The sequence below is a fragment of the Serratia grimesii NBRC 13537 genome (assembly GCF_001590905.1).
Lineage (GTDB): Bacteria > Pseudomonadota > Gammaproteobacteria > Enterobacterales > Enterobacteriaceae > Serratia > Serratia grimesii.
Genome location: NZ_BCTT01000007.1, coordinates 265,475 through 283,982 on the forward strand (window position 1 = coordinate 265,475; position 18,508 = coordinate 283,982).

Below are 18,508 nucleotides of genomic sequence, written 5' to 3' on the forward strand. Positions count from 1 at the left end.
TTGAAGCTGCATCGGTGTTGACTGCAAGCATTCACCCTAGGGGGCGAATTATTCGCCCCGGCTAATACGGGCGCAGCGTGCAACGCCCGTACCATCTGCCTTGATGCACTCCAATGATTTTGGGTATATCTTTTTTAGTTATAAAACAGGGAGCGGATTTAGACGCCCCAGCGTGGGATCGGGTGATCACCCATGGAAATACACACGTTCTTCATCTCGGCGAACACTTCGAAGCTGTATTCCCCACCTTCACGGCCGGTGCCGGACGATTTCACGCCGCCAAATGGCTGGCGCAGATCGCGTACGTTTTGGGTGTTAACGAAAACCATGCCCGCTTCAATATTGCGGGCCAGACGCAGTACCTTGCTCACATCCTGCGTCCAGATATACGACGCCAGGCCGTATTCCACGTCGTTGGCCATACGCAGGCCGTCTTCTTCTGATTTGAACGGCAGCAGGCAGGCCACTGGCCCAAAAATCTCCTCCTGCGCGATGCGCATACGGTTGTCGACATCCGCCAGCACCGTCGGGCGCAGGAAGTTGCCGTGGCTCAAGCCAGCCGGTTTATCCGGACCACCCGCCAGTAGAGTGGCGCCTTCTTCCAGCCCAAGGCGGATATAGCCAGAGACTTTTTCCCAGTGCTGCGGGCTGATCAGCGCCCCCACTTGGGTGTTGGGATCCTGCGGATCACCCACGCGCAGGCGGTTGGCACGCTCGGCAAAGCGTTTAACGAATTCCGGATAAATGCTCTCCTGAATGAAGATGCGCGAACCGGCCGTGCAGCGTTCACCATTGATAGAGAAAATGGTAAACAGCGCGGCATCCAAGGCACGTTCGATGTCCGCATCTTCAAAAATCAGTACCGGCGACTTCCCACCCAGTTCCATGGAAAACTTCTTCAGCCCAGCGCTTTCAATAATGCGGCGGCCGGTGGCGGTACCGCCGGTAAAGGACACTGCACGCACATCTTTATGGCGTACCAATGCATCCCCGGCAGTCGCACCGTAACCCTGTACCACATTGAGTACCCCTGCCGGGATACCGGCTTCCAGCGCCAGTTCACCCAGGCGGTCAGCGGTCAGCGGCGACAGCTCGGACATTTTCAGCACTGCGGTGTTACCCAATGCCAGGCAAGGCGCCGTTTTCCAGGTGGCTGTCATAAATGGCACGTTCCACGGCGACACCAGCGCACACACACCCACCGGCTGGATCAGCGTGTAGTTGAGCATCTTGTCGTCCACCGGATAAGTACGGCCATTCATCTGTTGGCAGATCTCGGCGAAAAACTCAAAGTTGTGCGACGCACGTGGGATCAGCACATTTTTGGTTTGGTGGATCGGCAGGCCAGTATCGGCAGTTTCCATCTCGGCGATCTGCGGGACATTCTCATCGATCAATTCCCCCAGACGACGCATCAGGCGCGCACGCTCTTTCATTGGCGTATTGGCCCATTTAGGGAATGCCGCCTTAGCAGCGGCTACTGCCTGATCGATCTCCAACTGTCCGCCTGAAGCCACTTCCGCCAGCACCTCACCGTTAGCCGGGTTGGTGGTGGTGAAATACTCTTTGCTGGCTACATTCTTACCGTTAATCCAATGGTTGATGGTTTTCATCGCAGGCTTTCCTCGTAATCTTTTTCACTGATGATGTGGTTAACCAAACGGCCAATGCCCTCGATCTCCACCACCACTTCGTCACCCGGCAGCACATCAGCCAGCCCTTTCGGCGTGCCGGTGGCGATCATGTCGCCGGGTTGTAGCGTCATGAATTCGCTCAGGTAGCTGATCAGGTACGGAATATCGAAAATCATATCGGCAGTGCTGCCGCGCTGGCGTAACTCACCGTTGACGTAAGTACTGAGCGCCAGACGGTGCGGATCGGCGATATCATCACGATCCACAATGTAAGGCCCAATAGGGGTCAAGGTGTCGCGGCTTTTCACGCGCAGATTCGGGCGGTAGTAGTTTTCCAAATAGTCGCGAATGGCGTAGTCGTTACACAGGGTGTAACCCGCAACATAGTCCATGGCGTTTTCTCGGCTGACGTTACGCGCAGTCTTGCCGATCACCGCCACCAGCTCGGCTTCATAGTGCATATACTCGACGTCGGCCGGGCGCACTGATACCTGACGGTGTCCGGTCAGGGTGTTTGGCGCTTTCAGGAATACCAAAGGTTCTTCCGGTGCCTTGAACTCCAACTCGCTGGCGTGATCAGCGTAGTTCAAACCCAAGGCAAACACCGTGCCCTGTGCTGGCGGTAACCACTCAGCGTCCAACTCGTTCAGAACGCTGCCGTCCGGCAGGGTAACGCGCAGTTGCTCATCAACGCTGACGTTAACAACTTTGCCGTGATGGCGAATTCGGGCGTGTCTCATGCTGTTTCTCCTGCCTGCGTCACACGGTTGGTCAGGGTCGGCAAACCGGCAGCGCGCACCGTCACTTCATCCCCCGGTTTGATCTCAACACGCTGGTGTGGCGTGCCGATCAGTACCGCGTCCCCCGGCTGCAAGGTAATGAAATCGCTGATGGCCGCGATCAGTTCCGGCACCGAACGCACCAGATCGGCCGTCGACCAACGATCCTGCTCTACGCCATTGATTTCGGTGATGATCTCCAGCTTGGTAGAGGTCGCTAACTGGCCGATATCGCCTAACGGACAAAAACCGTCGCGGCATTTCGCTTTGATTGCCGGGCGATAGAAGCTGCTTTCCGGCAGGCTGATGTCATTAGCCAGTGCATAACCGGCCAGATAATCAGCCACACGCTCAACCGGCACCTTACGCGCGGTGTCGCCAATCACTACCGCCAGCGTTGCACCACTCTGCACCTGCTCACCAGCAGGAAACGGGATCGCCCCGCCATTGGCGAGGTGGGTATTACGCGGTTTGATAAACCATACCGGGGTCTTCGGCGGGGTTTTATACGGTAGTTCATGGAACGCCTGATCCCAGGCGTCAATTTGGCTGCGGTGGTTTAACGCGACGGAAAATACGGTGCCTTTCATGCAAACTCCTTTCAATGACAGAACATGACAACCGGCATTCATTAATATGTTAATGATTACTTTTATACGCTGTTCAGCTTTTACGCAACGCGGGTGGGTTGATTTGTGATCGTGATAACAAAATATTCACAAACCGTGAACATTAGCGTGATTATTCAACGTATTAATCATTTTCAGGCGATTTTTCCACCCACAGGTGCATTTTCGCTTTATCCGGCAAGGTAAACTTGGCTACTATTAAGTTATTAATAAATCCAGGCAGCATATTGCGTTCCCAGCGATCAACGCCGGAATAACAAACACCTTGATAGCAAAGGCTAAATCTATGCATGAATCCTTAACTATTGCCCTGCTGCAGGCGCGTGAAACCGCCATGGGGTTTTTCCGCCCGATCCTGAAAAGCCATAATCTGACGGAACAGCAGTGGCGTATCATTCGCGTGCTGGCCAATAGCCGCTCTATTGAATTCCATGAATTGGCAGCAGAAACCTGCATCTTGCGCCCCAGCCTGACCGGCATCTTGTCGCGCATGGAGCGCGATAAGCTTATTTTCCGCCTGAAGCCGGTTAACGATCAGCGCAAGCTCTACGTTTCACTGACCCAGCAAGGCCAGGAGTTGTATGAGGTGGCTCGCCATCAGGTAGAACAGGGGTACGGTGAGATTGAAGCTGCGTTTTCGCAGCAGAAGATGGGCCAACTAATGGCACTCTTGGACGAACTGATCACCCTGGGGGATAAACTGCCCGCCAACGTGACCGCCCATCCAACAAAAAAGTGATTCAAACATTTCCTCCGTACGGGCGCTGCATGCTGCGCCCGTATCAATCGGGACGAACATGTTCGTCCCCTACCTTCAAGTTAGAGGATGGGCTTCAGGTAACAACGCGCCGCCATCCACCACCAGCGTCTGCCCGGTAATATAGGCCGCCGCCGGTGAGGCCAGGAACACCATCGCAGCAGCGATGTCTTCAGGTTCTCCCAGCCGTCCCAGCGGCACTGCGGCGGCAATCGCCTGATTGAGCGCAGTCCCCCCCAGGTTGGCCATCGCCGGTGTGCGGATCATCCCTGGCTCTACGCCGTTAACCCGTACGCCTGCCTCTGCCAGCTCCAACGCTGCCGCGCGAATAAAACCGTTAACCCCCGCTTTGGAGGCGGCATAGTGCGCCAGCCCAGGATAAGCCACCCGTGGTCCGGTCACCGATGAGGTCACCAGAATGCAACCGCCGCCCTGGCGCTGCATCCACGGTAACGCCGCCTGCGCCAGAAAGAACGGTGCCATCAGATTGACGCTCAGCGTACGTTGCAACAGCACAGCATCTATTTCGGCAAACGGCGTCAACGGGAAATAAGCCGCATTGTGGACCACAACATCCAGCCGCTGATAACGTAGCCCCACCGCCGCTACCCATTCGGCAATCTGCCCTGGATCGGCCAGATCGCAGGCCATCGCTTGCACCTGCCAACCCTGTTGTTGCAGCGTCTCGGCCGCTTCCTGCGCTTTTTGCAGTTGCAGATCTGCCATCACCACCGTCGCACCCAGTTGGGCAAAGGCGCTGACAATCGCCAGCCCAATACCCTGCGCACCGCCAGTCACCAACACTACCTTGCCGCTGAAGGCATCGGCCGCATACGTCGTCTTCATCGGCTTATCCCCGTGGATGGCGGGTCGTGTTCAGCACTTGCGCATGAGCGCCCACCGCAAAATTGCTCAGCGCACTGAAATCGCTGCCCTGATAACCAAGGATCTTGCCGTCAGTCCGCATGCCTTGCAGATCGATCATCACCACCCCTAACGTCGGCACGATCTTCTCGCGCCAGACGAACAGGTAGAGTTTTTCAGCCACTTTCACGTAATGACAACGATCCACATCCGCCAGCCCTTTCTCCACACCATCCAGACACTGCCAGGCGTAGAAATTGTCGTTCAGGTAGATATGTTCGTAACGCTCTGTCGGGCTGTAGGTGTACATATTGCGCATACCGATCAACTCGTCGGTGAAATGCGGTGGTGCAACCGTGGCACCATCCAATGTGCCGAATTGGAATTCGACGTTGACGGCCGTCAGCGGCAGCCCCTGCTCAACGCGGCTAAAGGCGTCCAAACGGGTTTGCTCCTCATCCGGCAATTGGCCATACACCGCAGTAAAATTGCCCTGATTGCGATCGCACACCAGCGTGATACTGGCGTTATCCTGTGCGGGATCGAGAAAATCGATAAATAAAATGCCGGGACGAATACTGGTGGCACGATAAGCAATGCCCCGGTATTCACCCCAACTCAGCGTTTGCTCGTCGACAAAATGACAGCTCAGCATTTCCCCATCGGTAAAGCGCAATGCTAGCGTACTGCCGCTCAGTCCGTGTTGTTGTTCCAGTGTATTGCTGTGCGGTGCAAAACCTTCCGCCAACGCGCCAACCTGAATAAATACCGCTTCTGAACTCATGTGATGCTCCTTATAGAGAAGTGAAAGCCAATGTCGGTACGTCAACAATGGTTGAACCGCCGTCGGCTACAAGCGCCGCGCCGGTGATGATTGACGCTTCCGGCGAACAGAGAAAACGACAGATGCCGGCAATTTCTTCGGCGCTGGCAGGACGGCGCAGCGGCACGTCACGGCAGACATGTTGGTAGGCCTGTTCCAGCGTAAGTTGGTGCGCAGCCATCAACGGCAGCATCTCTTCATCCGCCATCGGGGTTGTGACCCAACCCGGACAGACGGCATTGGCACGCACGCCTTGTGGGCCATAATCACGGGCGATAGAGCGCATCAACCCGATCAAAGCGTGTTTGGCGGTGACATAGCCGCAGACCTCTGGCCCGGCAGCCAGTGACGCGATAGACGCGACAAACAACAGATTGCCGCCCGTTTTAACCAGTTCCGGCAGGCAGGCACGGGCGCTGGCGAAGGCGCTGTTGAGATTGCTGTCCAGCGCTTGCCGCCAGTGGTCATCACTCATCTCGGTAATGCGCCCCAATCCCATGCCACCTGCGCTCCCTATCAGGCAGTCGATGCGCCCAGCCTGCTGTAAAATGGCCGGTAACAGTACGGATTTCCAACTGTCCCCGCTGGACGCGTCGCCCACCAAAGCCTGTACACCAATCTCGTCCGCCAGCGCCGTCAAGGGTTCACGGCGTCGGCCGATGATAAACACACGGTCTCCGTTATCCGCCAGTAATCGGGCACAAGCGGCACCCACACCTGTGCCACCACCGGTAATCACTACGACTCTACTCATCGAGTTTCTCCATCAATTGGCCGATCATCAGCAAACTGCTCAACAGTAGCCGCCGCTGCTCCGGCTCCAACCGCAGATAACGGCGCCCCGCCGGCAACCGACTGACCACCTCGGATGCCGCAAAATGCTCTATCTCCAACCGCCAACGGCCGGCGACCACCGTCAATTGAATACGACGGAAATCAAGTTGCTCCAACGTTTGGTCTATTTGCGGATAACGCTGTAGGGCAGCAATCACCTGCTGTGCTATGGCATCATCTCGACGGGCGCGATACACCACACCGCGTCGACGTAGCCAACCGCCTGCGGTAATGCGTAGCGTCAGGGGCGCTTTCAGCGAGCAGTCGCCCTGCAATAGGAAACGATGGCTGACGATATGCGCCATAAACAACGCGCTAACCTGTTCACTAATGTCGATCACTGGCCCCTGTGGCAACGTCAGGCGCAGCAAACAGGGCGAAAGCCGCTCGCAGGCATAAGGCTGCAGGTTGCTTGCCAGGCGACTGAGGGTCACCCCTGGCTGATAGCCGGTTGGCGCGCGCTGCCAAAGGCGGTTAAGTGAGGGAAGTAAGCCGATCAAACTGCGCCTCCTCGTTTTCTGCTTTCGCAAAGGCAGTTTCCAGCACCTGCTCAACTGGCACCGGTTTGAACGGGTTGACCTTCTGCACACACAGGGTCCAGAACAGCGCATAGGCTGCGGTCAGGCCGATCATGATGCTGAAAGGAATGTAGACGGCACGTGGGTTCATGCCCGGCGGGGTGATATAGATAATCGCCAGCACGATGCCCACACTGGAAATGATTTGCGGCAGTGGGAACCACGGTGATTTATAAGCACGCGGCAAGTCTGGACGACGAATACGCAGGATCACTACCGAACAGGTCACCAGCAGGTAGGCCACGCCCCAGGCACAGACTGCCGCCAACACCAACGGAATAATGCGATCGAGATTGCCCTGAATGGCAAAGGCATGTACGCAAGGGATCAGCACCGCCACCAAAATCCCCACCACCGGGGTTTTAAAGCGCGGGTGCAGATAAGCGAAGATACGTGGCAGCGCGCCATCCAACGCCATGCCATACAGAATACGTGGCACGGCCGCCATTAGCGTATTAATGGTCGCCGCCCCGGCCAGTAACAGCCCGACGCCCAGCCAATATTTGCCGAACTCCCCCATAACCTGACCAGCAAAGGCCGGGATCGCCATCGGCGTATCCAGCAGGTGAACGCCATTAGCAGCATCCACTACCACGTTTTCCACCTGATGACTGAGTGCCGCACCGTATAGCGCCATGCAAACCGCCACGCCGCACAAGCCCAGCGACATCGCACGCGGGATCACACTGGCGGAACGTTTGATCTCCGGCGCCATCGGCGTAACCAACTCACAGCCGACGAACATGAACATCGCCATGCCAATCAGACTAAACACAGCGAACGGATCGCTCAGACTCAACGTACTGCCAAACCAACCTTCCAGTGGAACCGCATGCGGCGACAGCAATCCAGCAATGCCAAAGATCACCAGCGTGCTCCACATAGCGAACGTCAGCACGATTTCCGCTTTGCCGAACGCCTCAATACCGAATGCGTTAAGTAACCCGAATACGATCACCAGCCCGACCCCGACCATCCAGGACGCATTGTGGGTTTCCATCAGGGTATTGAGGTGTTCAAAATTCACCAGCGCCATGATGCCGGAGAGAATGGTTTCCGCGGTACCGGCAAAGATATGCACGATCAAGTAGGCTGACAGCGCGCCGGTGATGGCAAAAAAGCGCCCCATGCCACAGGCAATGTAGTCGTACACCGAGCCGGAGGTCGGCAATATCGCCGCCGCCTCGGAGAAAGTGGTGAGCTGGGCCTGCATCATAATAAAAGCGATCAACATCGCCAGCGCGAAGGTGTCGCCGCCGATACCGAAACCACTGGTGACAGTGAGGATCACCGGACTGGCCATAATCACCCCGACCGAACTGGCCAGCGTGGTGGGGAATCCGACCTTACCCCGCTCAAGGTGGGCGTGAAGCCGCGACGACAGGTTCATGGTTATTTCCTCTTATAGTTTTATCGTTTTGCCCTGATGGTGCATTTGCAGGTTTTACGTCGCCAGTGGCGGCAATATCACTATAGAGAGGAATAGAAAATGCTGACTATCGTCCTTAAGGACGAGAGGAACTCAAGCTGTGCTGCCGCTCACAGCAATGCGCCATTGCATGGCGCCCTGCGGGCTACGCGGGTAAGCACGCAACGGCTCAAGCAGTGCAGAAAAGAAGGCGTAATAACCCGCACACAGCCGGTTGTAGCGATCCGCACCGATATGCGCCGGGCAGCCGCCCTGACAGACACTTTTCACGCTGCAACTCTGGCATTCGCGACGCAGACTTTTGACCTGACCGAATGCCATGGCTGTTGCCGCCGATACAGAATCCGCGAAGGACGTGTGCTGATCGAAATGCCCCAGATAATGCTGTGCGTCCATCAGATGATCGCAGGCGTAGAGGCGACCATCCGGCTCCATCACCAAATTGCCGCCGCAGCGTTCAGCATGCACGCAACTGGGGCTGACTTGGGTGAAGTACTGCGCGTAAACATGTTCGATGTTCATCACAAACACCTTCCCCCAATGCCCCTGCCCACGCCAACGACGGTAAATCGCTAACATAAAACGCCCCCAGTTGGCGGCGCTCAATCCGTACCCGGCATCCGGGGCGTCACCTTCCAGCATCAGTGGCTGAAACTGCAAGTAACGTGCACCGAGGGCGACAAAATGGTCGTACATCGCCTGTGCCCGCTCCACCACACCGTCATGTACCACCACCAGCAGGTTGAACTCGATGTGATACCGATGCAGCAGCGCAATACCGCGCAGAGCATCGTCATAGCTACTGTCGCCACGCTTATCCGGACGGTGCGCGTCTTGGATCTGTCGGTCGCCGTCAAGGCTGACGCCGATGATGAAATCATGCTGTTTGAACAACCGACACCATGCGGCATTCAGCAATGTGCCATTGGTCTGTATGCTGTTGCTGATCCTGACGCCTGGAAGCGCATATTTTTGCTGCAACGCCAGGGCCCGTTTGTAAAAACCGATGCCTGCCAGCAGTGGCTCACCGCCCTGCCAAACAAAGTTAATCTCGCGGCTGTAGCGCGGTTGGGCGGCAATATAGCGACGGATAAAATCCTCGAGCAGCCCGTCGTCCATTTTTTGCGTTCGCTCGCCCTGCCGCTGCGGGTAATAGCAATAGTTGCAGGCCAGATTACAGCCAGCCCCGATCGGTTTGACCAACAGATGGAACGGCACCGCCGCACGTGGTTCAACGGCAACCGGGATCTGCTGCGCACGCAGTTGAGTCAGGTTCATTCTGCTGCCTCAGGTAAAGGCTTATGGGTAACTGGATCGAGACCAATATAGTTGCCGGATTTAGCGTCCACCCCAAGGTAATCAATCGCTTCGCCTTTAGCTTCAATCACCATGCCTTTATCAGCGTACTGCTGGTATTCCTCACTCAGCCGCTTAACCCGCTCGGGGTTGGCGGCAGCCACATCCTGTGTTTCGAGGGGGTCATTCTGTAAGTTGAACAGCCCCCAAGCGGCCATTTGCGCCGTCGGTCCGGCTTTCACCAGCCGTCGCAGCTTCCAGATGCCCTCCACGAAGGCAGCTTGATTGTGCAGCTCAACGCCGTAGGTCGAGCGCGGTACAGTGTCGATATCACCGCTGAAATACCGCCTGAAGCTGACGCCAACCATCGGCAGCGTCGGTTTTCCCTTCAGTTGCTTACTGGCATCAATACCAGCGTAGTCGTAGAGCGTCGGTGCGATGTCATACACCGCCATGGGCGTTTTATCGATGCCACCGCGTCCTTTCAGCTGCGGTGCAGAAATGATGAAGTCAGTATTGATCCCACCCTGCGCGCTGGTGGTTTTATGATAGTTAGCGTAAGGCGCATTGCTGACGTTAGCCCAGTGTGGCCCATAAGAGATAAAGGACCCCTTACGACCAATATTCGCGTAGCTGTTGTCAAACTGCTGCCAATATTCCGGCTTCGATCCGTAGTAGAAGCCGCTGGCCGGGTTGGCGCCGTTGTCGGTGGCGAAGATGATCACCGTGTTCTTATCACGCCCAGTTTGTTTCAGCGTCTTCAGTACCCCACCGACCTGATCGTCCATATAGGCAATCATCGCTGCGTACACCTGCATGGTTTTCGCCGCGTATTTCTGTTGCTCCGGCGTCATGTCTTTCCAGGCTTTATCCAGTGCCAGCGTCGGCATCGGCGTGTTATCGGAAATGATCCCCAATGCCTTCAACCGCTGAATACGTTGCTGATAGGCCTGCTGGTAACCGGCATCATACTTGCCGTCAAATTTTGCGATCCAGTCATCCGGTGCCTGCAACGGATCGTGCGGGGCGGTGAAAGCCAGATAGGCGAAGATAGGTTTATCCTTCGGCGTATCGCTGATCCACTGCTCCATCTGGGTGGCGTAGGCCTTGCTGGAATAGAAATCCTGCGGCAGCGAGACGCGTTTGCCATTCAGGGTGTAGAAGGTATGAAAGGCTTCGACAGTGCCTAGCGGTTTTGCATCGTCGAAATGGCTGGTACCGCCCCCCATAAAGGCAAAAGCGCGTTCGAAACCGCGATCGGTTGGTTTAGCACCGTCGACATAGCCCAGATGCCATTTACCCGCCATCATGGTGGCATAGCCAGCGTCCCGGAAACGTTCAGGCATCGTGGTCACCCGGTCGGTCAGTCGCATTTCATAACCCGGCTGCGCCGCCGTGCTTTCGTACCACCACATGCCGCCCATACCGGCCTGTTGGTTGGTATTGCCAGTCATCAACATCGAACGTGCTGGGGCAGACATCGGCGAAGTATAATACTGGCTCATGCGCACCCCTCGCTCGGCCAGTGCCTGCAGGTTGGGCGTGGGGATCTCACTGCCGAACGGGCTAATGTCGGAATAGCCCATGTCATCGACCAGAATTATCAGCACGTTGGGACGCCCAGTGTCTGCCGCATGAGCCATCCCCGACAGTGCGCTACCCAGCGCCACCGCGAGTGTTTTCTTCTTCATCATCACCTCATCCCCTGCATTGTCATTCGGGTTGAACAACCAAACACCTCAGCCCGAGAAAGGTCATAGTTTTTTCGTCTTATCCTTTTTCCGTCGGCTGCCGTTATCTTCAAAGCATGGCCTGAGCGGTTTTTGGCAGTGTAGGAAGCAATGGAAAAGCCTGGCTATCGTTCTTAAGAACGAGGCGCCGGAATGAAGAAGCCGAGATGTAGCACGCAGAACGCAAAGGTGTCCGCACTGAGGGAAGAGGGGAAACCGCTGTAAATTCAGCGGGAAAACGTCACAAAAATTTCATTAATGTATTAACGAAACAGACGGGAGATTGAGTAAAGACCGCGATGATGAGCCAAGTGTCATCTTGTTATTTATGTATTTTATTGCAATCAGGCTCACGTTGTTAATATGTTTTTATTGTGTTGCGAAATTGCTACAACTATGCTTGTATCGTTCATATTGTATACAGATACACGTACCGTCCCAGTACCTGAATGACATACCCAATGAATTTAACGTTGCCGCTAATCACGCTGCGGCTTTAAAGACGACGGGTAAAGGGAGGAAATGAATCATGCACACTGCATCACCTGATGCCTTTATCACTAGCTGTCTGACCACCATTGCACACCTGATCCCGGTGTCCGCTGGGGTATTTTATTTGGTGAATTCAGATCTGCGGCCGGATCACTATATTTTGCATGGCATTTCCGATAAAACCCATCAGCAGTATTTGAATCATTTCCAGCAAATCGACCCACTCAAACCGGCCAATTTCCACCATCAGGATATCAATATGGTCGGTATGAGCCCGATGGCGATTGCCAATAATCGTCATTACTATCATGATTTTATGCTGCCCAATGACATGCGCGACATGACCGAGATATTTATCCGCCAGCGCAAACGCATCGTCGCCGGCGTGTCGTTGATCCGCGATACCCCCTTTACCGAGCTGGAACGTAGCCGCTTGCGGGCGGTTATGCCGTTGATCGAACTGGCCACCCGCGATCTGCTGCCTGAGGGGGAAGCCCAATTACTGACCGCCAAAGAGCAAGAAATCGTGAATATGGTGCGCGAAGGGGCGAGCAATAAACGTATTGCGCTGAAGTTAGGTATTTCACTGTCAACGGTGAAAACCCACATGCGTAATATATTTGCCAAAACCGACGTGGTAAATCGTACCGAATTAGTGGCCAGCAGCTTTATTGCCCACGGCTAATTAATAAAACTGTTTTTATAACAATGAGTTATAGCGCTGTTAATTCAACGCGTTAATTATTCGCCATCCATGGCGCGGTGTCCGCCTGCCCCAAACACGGCATCGCGGGTATATCTGATTCAGGCTTAACCTGCGGGGATAATTATTATGTCCAGTGATTCCGTTTCTGTGCCCGCTGCCGGGGCGGCTCTCCCCTGCCCGCCGCGGCTGTTGACTGCCATTATTATCTTTGCCGCCATTGCGCCGGGCATCCTGATGACTGCCCCAGCGGTAGCAGCACAATTAGCCAGCCAATGGCACCTCACTCCTGCGCAAATCGGGCACCTGTTCTCCACCGAACTGGGCGCAATGAGCCTGGCGACCCTGCCCGCCTGGTGGTGGATTGGGCGCGTTAACTGGCGTCGAATCGCGGCGCTGGCGGCAGCGGTATTTATTGCCGGAAATCTGGCCTCGGCACTGGTCAGTGATTTCAGCCTGCTCCTGGGGCTACGCTTTGTCGCTTCGCTCGCGGGCGGCACGCTGATGATCCTGTGTATCACCTGCGCCGCCAGCACCGCTAATCCGAGCCGAGTCTACGCTCTGTGGGTGCTGGGACAACTGGTACTGGGGACCGTCGGGCTGCTGGTACTGCCGCCGTTGTTTGCCCATTTTGGCCTTATGGCGGTTTATCTGATTCTGGCAGCCATCATGCTGTGTTGCCTGCCACTGATCCGCGCCTTCCCCACTGGATTTCACCCTGCGCATACCGCAGTCCAAACCGCAGCAACTCCCTGGATCCGTAAAGCCTTCGCCGTACTGTCCGTACTGACCTTTTATATCAGCCTGAGCGCAGTCTGGACCTTTATCGGCAGCATCGCCGCCGCCGCGGGTCTCTCGCCGGTCAACAGCGGTCAGGTACTGGCCGCCGCCACACTGTTTGGCATCGTTGGCGCGGGTGGTGCCGCGTTAATCAGTGCACGCCGTGGCGGCAACACGCTGATTTGGCTGAGTTACGGTTTATTGATCGCCGGTATTGGGCTGTTGTTCAGGGAACCCTTGCTGCTGCGTTTCGCCGCCGCCGCAGTGCTGTTCAAGTTCACCTGGACCTTTGTACTGCCGTTTATTTTGGCCCGCGTTGCCGGGTTGGATAACAACGGCAAACTCATGAACAACATCAATCTGGTGATTGGCGGTGGCATGGCGATTGGACCAACGCTGGCCGGTTATCTGATTGAGTCTTTCGGCGGCTTCGATGCACTGTTGGTCGGCGCACTGGGTAGTGCGCTGCTGTCGTTACTGTTGATTTTGTTGGCTTCACAGCGCGTTCGCCGCGCCGTTTAACAGGAGTAAAAAGGTGAAAAGAAAAACCGGTTTCTTGTTTGATGAACGCTGTTTCTGGCACAGCACCGGCCTGCACGCCACCACGCTACCGGTCGGCGGCTGGGTACAACCTCCTTCGGGGGCGGGACATGCAGAATCGCCGGAAACCAAACGGCGCATGAAGAACCTGATGGACGTGTCCGGTCTGTCGCGCCAGCTCACGCTGCTGAGCGCGGAACTGGCATCGGATGAAGACCTGCTACGCATTCATCCGGCCCACTATTTACAACGCTTCAAACAGTTAAGCGACAACGGCGGCGGCATGCTGGGCGAGGAAGCGCCACTGGGCCCCGGCAGTTACGAGATAGCCAAGTTGTCCGCCGGATTAGCCTGTGCAGCCGTCGAGGCGGTGCTGCAGGGCGATCTGGACAACGCCTATGCACTGTCACGCCCGCCGGGTCACCACTGCCTGCCGGACCAATCGATGGGTTTTTGCTTTTTGGCCAATATCCCCATCGCCATCGAACGTGCCAAGGCAAAATACGGTCTGGGCAAGGTGGCGGTGCTCGACTGGGACGTCCATCACGGCAATGGCACTCAGCATATCTACTGGCAGCGGGACGACGTGCTAACACTGTCACTGCATCAGGATGGCTGCTTCCCGGCAGGATACTCTGGTGAGCAGGATCGCGGGGCCGGTGCGGGCGAAGGCTATAACATCAATATTCCGCTGCTGGCCGGGGCAGGTGATGATGGTTACCTGCACGCCATGCGCCAAATTGTCATTCCGGCGCTGGAACAATTCCAACCGGAAATGATCATTGTCGCTTGCGGTTACGATGCCAACGCCCTCGATCCGCTGGCGCGTATGCAATTACACAGTGACAGTTTCCGTCACATGACAGCCCTGGTGCAGGACGCCGCCGATCGCCTGTGCGATGGCAAATTGGTGATGGTGCATGAAGGCGGTTATGCCGAATCCTACGTACCGTTTTGCGGTCTGGCAGTGATGGAAGAACTCAGCGGCATCCGTACCGAAGTACAGGATCCGCTACTGGAGTTTATCCAACAGCAGCAACCACGCGAGGCCTTCAATCAGTTCCAGCGTCAGGCTATTGATCAACTGGCACAGCAGTTCATTCACTAATCACCTCAGGGCGCAGCATCTTGCGCCCCTACCAATTCCTCGCTTTGCCACTACGCTGAATAGGGTTTCCGTTTATCCTACCGATGAGAAAAATAATATGTCTGAACAGAAGATTAGCTTTATCAAAGGTGGCCAGGGCGATATCGCGGTACATGATTGGGGCCATGACCGACCGCGCTTTCTGGCGCTGCTGGTACACGGTTACGGCGAGCATCTCGGTCGCTATCAGTACGTAGCACGCACGCTGGAAGCCCAAGGTGCGCGCGTGTTTGGCCCCGACCATGTTGGCCACGGCTTGTCACAGGGTGAGCGCGTATTAATTGAAGATTATGACGCCGTCGTCGACGACGTTCACCGCGTGGCGGCACATTTCCAGCAACTGCACCCTGGGGTACCACTGGTGGTCATTGGTCATTCCATGGGCGGCATGATCGCCACCCGCTACGTTCAGCGTTATGGTGATAACGTGCGTGCGCTGGTGCTTTCCGGTCCACTAATTGGCGAAAGAACCCAAATTTCCGATCTGCTGAATCTCTCGAAGATCCCTGACGATCCGCTTGATACCGCCACCCTGTCGCGCGATCCGGCAGTTGGCACTGCCTATCAGGCCGACCCGCTGGTGTGGCACGGCCCATTCAAGCGCCCAACCTTGCATGGCATGCAGCAAATGCTGGCCAAAATCAACGCCGGGCCGGGCTTTGGTGCATTGCCAACGTTATGGATACATGGTGATGACGACCGGCTGGTGCTTATGGCGCAGTCGCAAACCGCCATCAACGTGCTGAAGGGCCACGATTTTGAATCCATGGTGAACCCCGGTGGGCGTCATGAAAGCTTTAACGAGACGAACAAAGATCAGATCTTGAGGCGGATCGGCAGTTTTATTGAACGGGTGCTGGGGTAGCGGATCCCCCTCTCCAGCGAAGAGGGGGAAGTACGAGATCAACCTTCGACTATCGCCAGGTAGTGTTTTACAAAACGATCGGAGGTGATTTCCCAGCGCACCGGCGTGCCCTTTTCGACAAACCAGGAGTCACCGGCCTGATATTGCACGGATTTACCGGTGTTCTCATCAGTCAGCGTTGCCGTGCCTTCCCACACGGTGGCGTGTTCAGCAAACGGGTACTCCATCACGAAGGTACCGCGTGTACAGCTAAAGATGCCACAATTCAGGTTATCCGTTGGCTCACCAAAAATACTCGCGACGCCCACGTTTGGCTCACCAGCGATTACCTTGGCACCGAGGTTGCTGACGCTGCCAATCTCCAGCAATTCAGGCAACGCTTGCTTCAGCAGTAATGGTTTCATGTCTCTCTCCTCTCATAAGAATTAACGGCGGCCTTTCCAGTAGCCGGATGTCTGGTGCCAAACCTTGCCGGCAGTGGTCATCACCCGCCGCAGTTTGTCCTTGCCGAAGATATTGACGTGCGGAATCGAACTCATCAGATCGTAACGATCGGATCCTTCACTCATGCCCTCCGCCAACACCTTGCAGACGATATGGCTCGGCGTGACGCCAAAGCCGGAATAACCCTGCACGTAGAACACGTTATCGTGCTGTGGCAGGGTGCCAATCTGCGGGAACAGATTGGCGCTACAGCACAGCGGCCCGCCCCAGGCCAGGTCGATCTTGACGTCATGCAGATAGGGGAACACCTTCAACATCAGATTACGGTTCCAGGCTTTGAGATCCGCCGGAATGTATTCGATCAGTCGGGTCGCGCTGCCGAACAGCAAACGGTTTTCATTGGTCACACGGTAATAGTCAATCACCGGACGGATGTCGCTGTAAGCACCGCGAATCGGGCTGATCTGGCGGATCAGTTCGTCAGGCAGCGGTTCGGTCGCCAGTTGGAAAGCATAGGTATTGATGGTTTTGTTGTAGATGAACGGTTCCATGCCGTTGAGAAAACCATTACAGGCCCACAGCATCTTGTTGGCGCGTACCGATCCCATGGCGGTACGTACCTTAATACGCGAACCGTATTCCACGCCGAGCACGCTGCTGTTTTCAAAGATCTTCACGCCATAGCCGCTCAGCGCCTGAGCTTCCCCTAACAGCAGGTTAAGTGAATGCACGTGCCCGCCACCCATGTGTTTCAATGCGCAGGTATAAGCGTCTGAACCCACCACCTGCTTCACTTCCGCACCGGTATAGAGTTCGATCTCTTCATCCGGCGATACCGCTTTAAACTCCTTCAGCCAGCTGCGCAGGGTTTTCTCCTGGCGCGCGTTGCTGCCGAGATAGCCGTAGCCAAAACAGAAGTCGGCATCGATGTGGTATTTTTTGATGCGCTCGCGAATAATCCCGGCACCGAGGTTGCTGATTTTAAAGATAGTTTCTAGCCCGGCAGGACCGACATGACGTTTGATCTTTTCCAGATCATGGCCGATCCCCGCCATCACCTGTCCACCGTTGCGGCCAGTGCCGCCGTAGCCCAGGTGGCGTCCTTCAAGAATGGCAATATTGGTGATGCCCCGTTCCGCCAGCTCCAGTGCGGTATTAATGCCGGAGAAGCCACCACCGATGATGACCACGTCAACGTCCAGATCTTCTTCCAGCGTCGGGAAGCGCAGATCGTACTTCTTGGTTGCCGCGTAGTAGGTTAACGATTCGATATTATTATTCACTGCCGCACTCCCGATGACCTTGGCTCTATCATCGGATTATCAGCAAGCGACGTCGTCGTCGCTATGTCCCCTTAGGGACATTCGCAACAAATAATTAACACTCAGGCACTGCGTCGCAGCGGTGTGGCCAACAGCAGGCTGAACAGCTCGGCCTGTGAGCCGATATTCAGCTTGCTGTAGATGTTCTTGCGGTGATTTTTCACCGTACCCAGGCTGATAAACAGCCGGTCGGCGATCTGCTGTGAACCGGAGCCTTCAAGGATCAGATCCACAATTTCACGCTCACGTGGCGTCAACAGATAACGTGCCTGCACGGCATGGTCCGTCACCTTGTCCGGCGCAGCGGGCGCCGCGATCACTTCACCATGCAGGCGAGCGACACTTTTCAACAGTGTCAGCGCGTCGCGCAACTCTGTCAGTTGCGGAGAGCGTACTCCCACAGACTGACGCGCCGAGCCGAAAAACACCCCCAGCCCGCGTTCCGTCGTCAGGGGCAGCAGTACGCCAGCTTCATCGTGCCAGCCGGTTTTTCGGTAAAAATTACGGTAATAATCAGTATGGTAAAAACCGCACGGTGCGAGCTGGCGCAACGTTAACACTCCGTCACTCCCACCGCCATTCAGCGCCTGATAAAACGGATCCTGCAAATAAGCGCCCTGCTGGTAGAGTTGGTTAACCGCGTCGCTGTTTTCCTTCTCGGTTTTTATCAGGCAACGTGGTGCCTGGCCGCGTTCAAAAGCGTAGACAATAGCATTATCAAAGGCGAAAAAGCCTTCCAGCCAGGCCAGCAAGCTAGGATAAAAGCGTTGAGTCGCCACCGCGTCGATCACTGCTGATAATCGTTCGACCTGAATAGTCATATTCGCCCGCCATCATTAATAAATTAACAATCACTTTGCTC

The 18,508-nt window shown here is 55.7% G+C and carries 18 protein-coding genes; 5 read left to right on the forward strand and 13 right to left on the reverse strand.

Translation table 11 applies throughout. The features are described 5' to 3' along the window. Positions 1–158: 158 nt before the first annotated feature. From hpaE to SGR01S_RS10595, 3 genes are read right to left on the reverse strand one after another with little or no spacing between them, the layout of a single operon-like run. The gene (gene hpaE, locus SGR01S_RS10585; RefSeq protein ID WP_012005080.1) at positions 159–1,613 is read right to left on the reverse strand and encodes a 5-carboxymethyl-2-hydroxymuconate semialdehyde dehydrogenase; all 1,455 of its coding nucleotides are present in this window, start codon (positions 1,611–1,613) and stop codon (positions 159–161) included. Then, complete coding sequence (locus SGR01S_RS10590) at positions 1,610–2,374, reverse strand: fumarylacetoacetate hydrolase family protein (protein WP_037424213.1); 765 nt, start codon at positions 2,372–2,374, stop codon at positions 1,610–1,612. The genes hpaE and SGR01S_RS10590 overlap by 4 nt, the downstream gene beginning before the upstream one ends. Continuing rightward, positions 2,371–3,003: a fumarylacetoacetate hydrolase family protein gene (locus tag SGR01S_RS10595; protein WP_061807413.1), complete on the reverse strand. Its 633-nt coding sequence runs from the start codon at positions 3,001–3,003 to the stop codon at positions 2,371–2,373. Before SGR01S_RS10595 ends, SGR01S_RS10590 begins: the two co-directional genes overlap by 4 nt. Positions 3,004–3,328: 325 nt before the next feature. Here SGR01S_RS10595 and hpaR point away from each other — a divergent pair, with 325 nt between their 5' ends. Beyond that, complete coding sequence (gene hpaR, locus SGR01S_RS10600; RefSeq protein WP_061807414.1) at positions 3,329–3,781, forward strand: homoprotocatechuate degradation operon regulator HpaR; 453 nt, start codon at positions 3,329–3,331, stop codon at positions 3,779–3,781. Positions 3,782–3,856: 75 nt separating this feature from the next. On the opposite strand, the gene SGR01S_RS10605 is transcribed toward hpaR, so the two are convergent. The 7 genes from SGR01S_RS10605 to SGR01S_RS10635 all read right to left on the reverse strand — a co-directional run bounded on the left by SGR01S_RS10605 (position 3,857) and on the right by SGR01S_RS10635 (position 11,314). After that, a complete protein-coding gene (locus tag SGR01S_RS10605) occupies positions 3,857–4,645 on the reverse strand; it encodes an SDR family oxidoreductase (protein WP_037424220.1) in 789 nt (262 codons plus the stop codon). A 4-nt stretch (positions 4,646–4,649) separates the two neighbouring features. Then, positions 4,650–5,447 (reverse strand): MoaF C-terminal domain-containing protein, encoded by a 798-nt coding sequence (locus SGR01S_RS10610; RefSeq protein WP_061807415.1) that lies wholly within the window; start codon positions 5,445–5,447, stop codon positions 4,650–4,652. A 10-nt stretch (positions 5,448–5,457) separates the two neighbouring features. Continuing rightward, a complete protein-coding gene (locus SGR01S_RS10615) occupies positions 5,458–6,240 on the reverse strand; it encodes an SDR family NAD(P)-dependent oxidoreductase (RefSeq protein ID WP_061807416.1) in 783 nt (260 codons plus the stop codon). Further along, on the reverse strand, positions 6,233–6,820 hold the full coding sequence (locus tag SGR01S_RS10620; protein ID WP_061807417.1) for a DUF3156 family protein: 588 nt from the start codon (positions 6,818–6,820) through the stop codon (positions 6,233–6,235). Before SGR01S_RS10620 ends, SGR01S_RS10615 begins: the two co-directional genes overlap by 8 nt. After that, the gene (locus SGR01S_RS10625) at positions 6,795–8,288 is read right to left on the reverse strand and encodes an APC family permease (RefSeq protein ID WP_037424229.1); all 1,494 of its coding nucleotides are present in this window, start codon (positions 8,286–8,288) and stop codon (positions 6,795–6,797) included. Before SGR01S_RS10625 ends, SGR01S_RS10620 begins: the two co-directional genes overlap by 26 nt. A gap of 132 nt (positions 8,289–8,420) precedes the next feature. Then, positions 8,421–9,605: an anaerobic sulfatase maturase gene (locus SGR01S_RS10630; protein ID WP_061807418.1), complete on the reverse strand. Its 1,185-nt coding sequence runs from the start codon at positions 9,603–9,605 to the stop codon at positions 8,421–8,423. Continuing rightward, complete coding sequence (locus tag SGR01S_RS10635; RefSeq protein WP_061807448.1) at positions 9,602–11,314, reverse strand: arylsulfatase; 1,713 nt, start codon at positions 11,312–11,314, stop codon at positions 9,602–9,604. The genes SGR01S_RS10630 and SGR01S_RS10635 overlap by 4 nt, the downstream gene beginning before the upstream one ends. Before the next feature lie 568 nt (positions 11,315–11,882). On the opposite strand from SGR01S_RS10635, the gene SGR01S_RS10640 reads away from it, so the two are divergent. From SGR01S_RS10640 to SGR01S_RS10655, 4 genes are all read left to right on the forward strand, one after another. Next, positions 11,883–12,530 (forward strand): response regulator transcription factor, encoded by a 648-nt coding sequence (locus SGR01S_RS10640; protein ID WP_037424234.1) that lies wholly within the window; start codon positions 11,883–11,885, stop codon positions 12,528–12,530. Positions 12,531–12,677: 147 nt separating this feature from the next. Continuing rightward, positions 12,678–13,850, forward strand: a complete 1,173-nt coding sequence (locus SGR01S_RS10645) for an MFS transporter (protein ID WP_061807419.1) — start codon at positions 12,678–12,680, stop codon at positions 13,848–13,850. A gap of 13 nt (positions 13,851–13,863) precedes the next feature. Then, the gene (locus SGR01S_RS10650) at positions 13,864–14,976 is read left to right on the forward strand and encodes a histone deacetylase-like amidohydrolase (protein WP_061807420.1); all 1,113 of its coding nucleotides are present in this window, start codon (positions 13,864–13,866) and stop codon (positions 14,974–14,976) included. Positions 14,977–15,073: 97 nt separating this feature from the next. Then, the gene (locus SGR01S_RS10655; protein WP_061807421.1) at positions 15,074–15,880 is read left to right on the forward strand and encodes an alpha/beta hydrolase; all 807 of its coding nucleotides are present in this window, start codon (positions 15,074–15,076) and stop codon (positions 15,878–15,880) included. Positions 15,881–15,918: 38 nt separating this feature from the next. On the opposite strand, the gene SGR01S_RS10660 is transcribed toward SGR01S_RS10655, so the two are convergent. The 3 genes from SGR01S_RS10660 to SGR01S_RS10670 all read right to left on the reverse strand — a co-directional run bounded on the left by SGR01S_RS10660 (position 15,919) and on the right by SGR01S_RS10670 (position 18,467). Continuing rightward, the gene (locus tag SGR01S_RS10660) at positions 15,919–16,284 is read right to left on the reverse strand and encodes a cupin domain-containing protein (protein WP_037424379.1); all 366 of its coding nucleotides are present in this window, start codon (positions 16,282–16,284) and stop codon (positions 15,919–15,921) included. A 21-nt stretch (positions 16,285–16,305) separates the two neighbouring features. Further along, entirely contained in the window at positions 16,306–17,607 is a 1,302-nt protein-coding gene (locus tag SGR01S_RS10665; protein WP_061807422.1) for an NAD(P)/FAD-dependent oxidoreductase, read from the reverse strand. Between the two features lie 101 nt (positions 17,608–17,708). Next, positions 17,709–18,467 carry a helix-turn-helix transcriptional regulator gene (locus tag SGR01S_RS10670; RefSeq protein WP_037424385.1) on the reverse strand — a complete coding sequence of 253 codons (759 nt, stop codon included), beginning with the start codon at positions 18,465–18,467 and terminating at the stop codon, positions 17,709–17,711. Positions 18,468–18,508 lie beyond the last annotated feature (41 nt).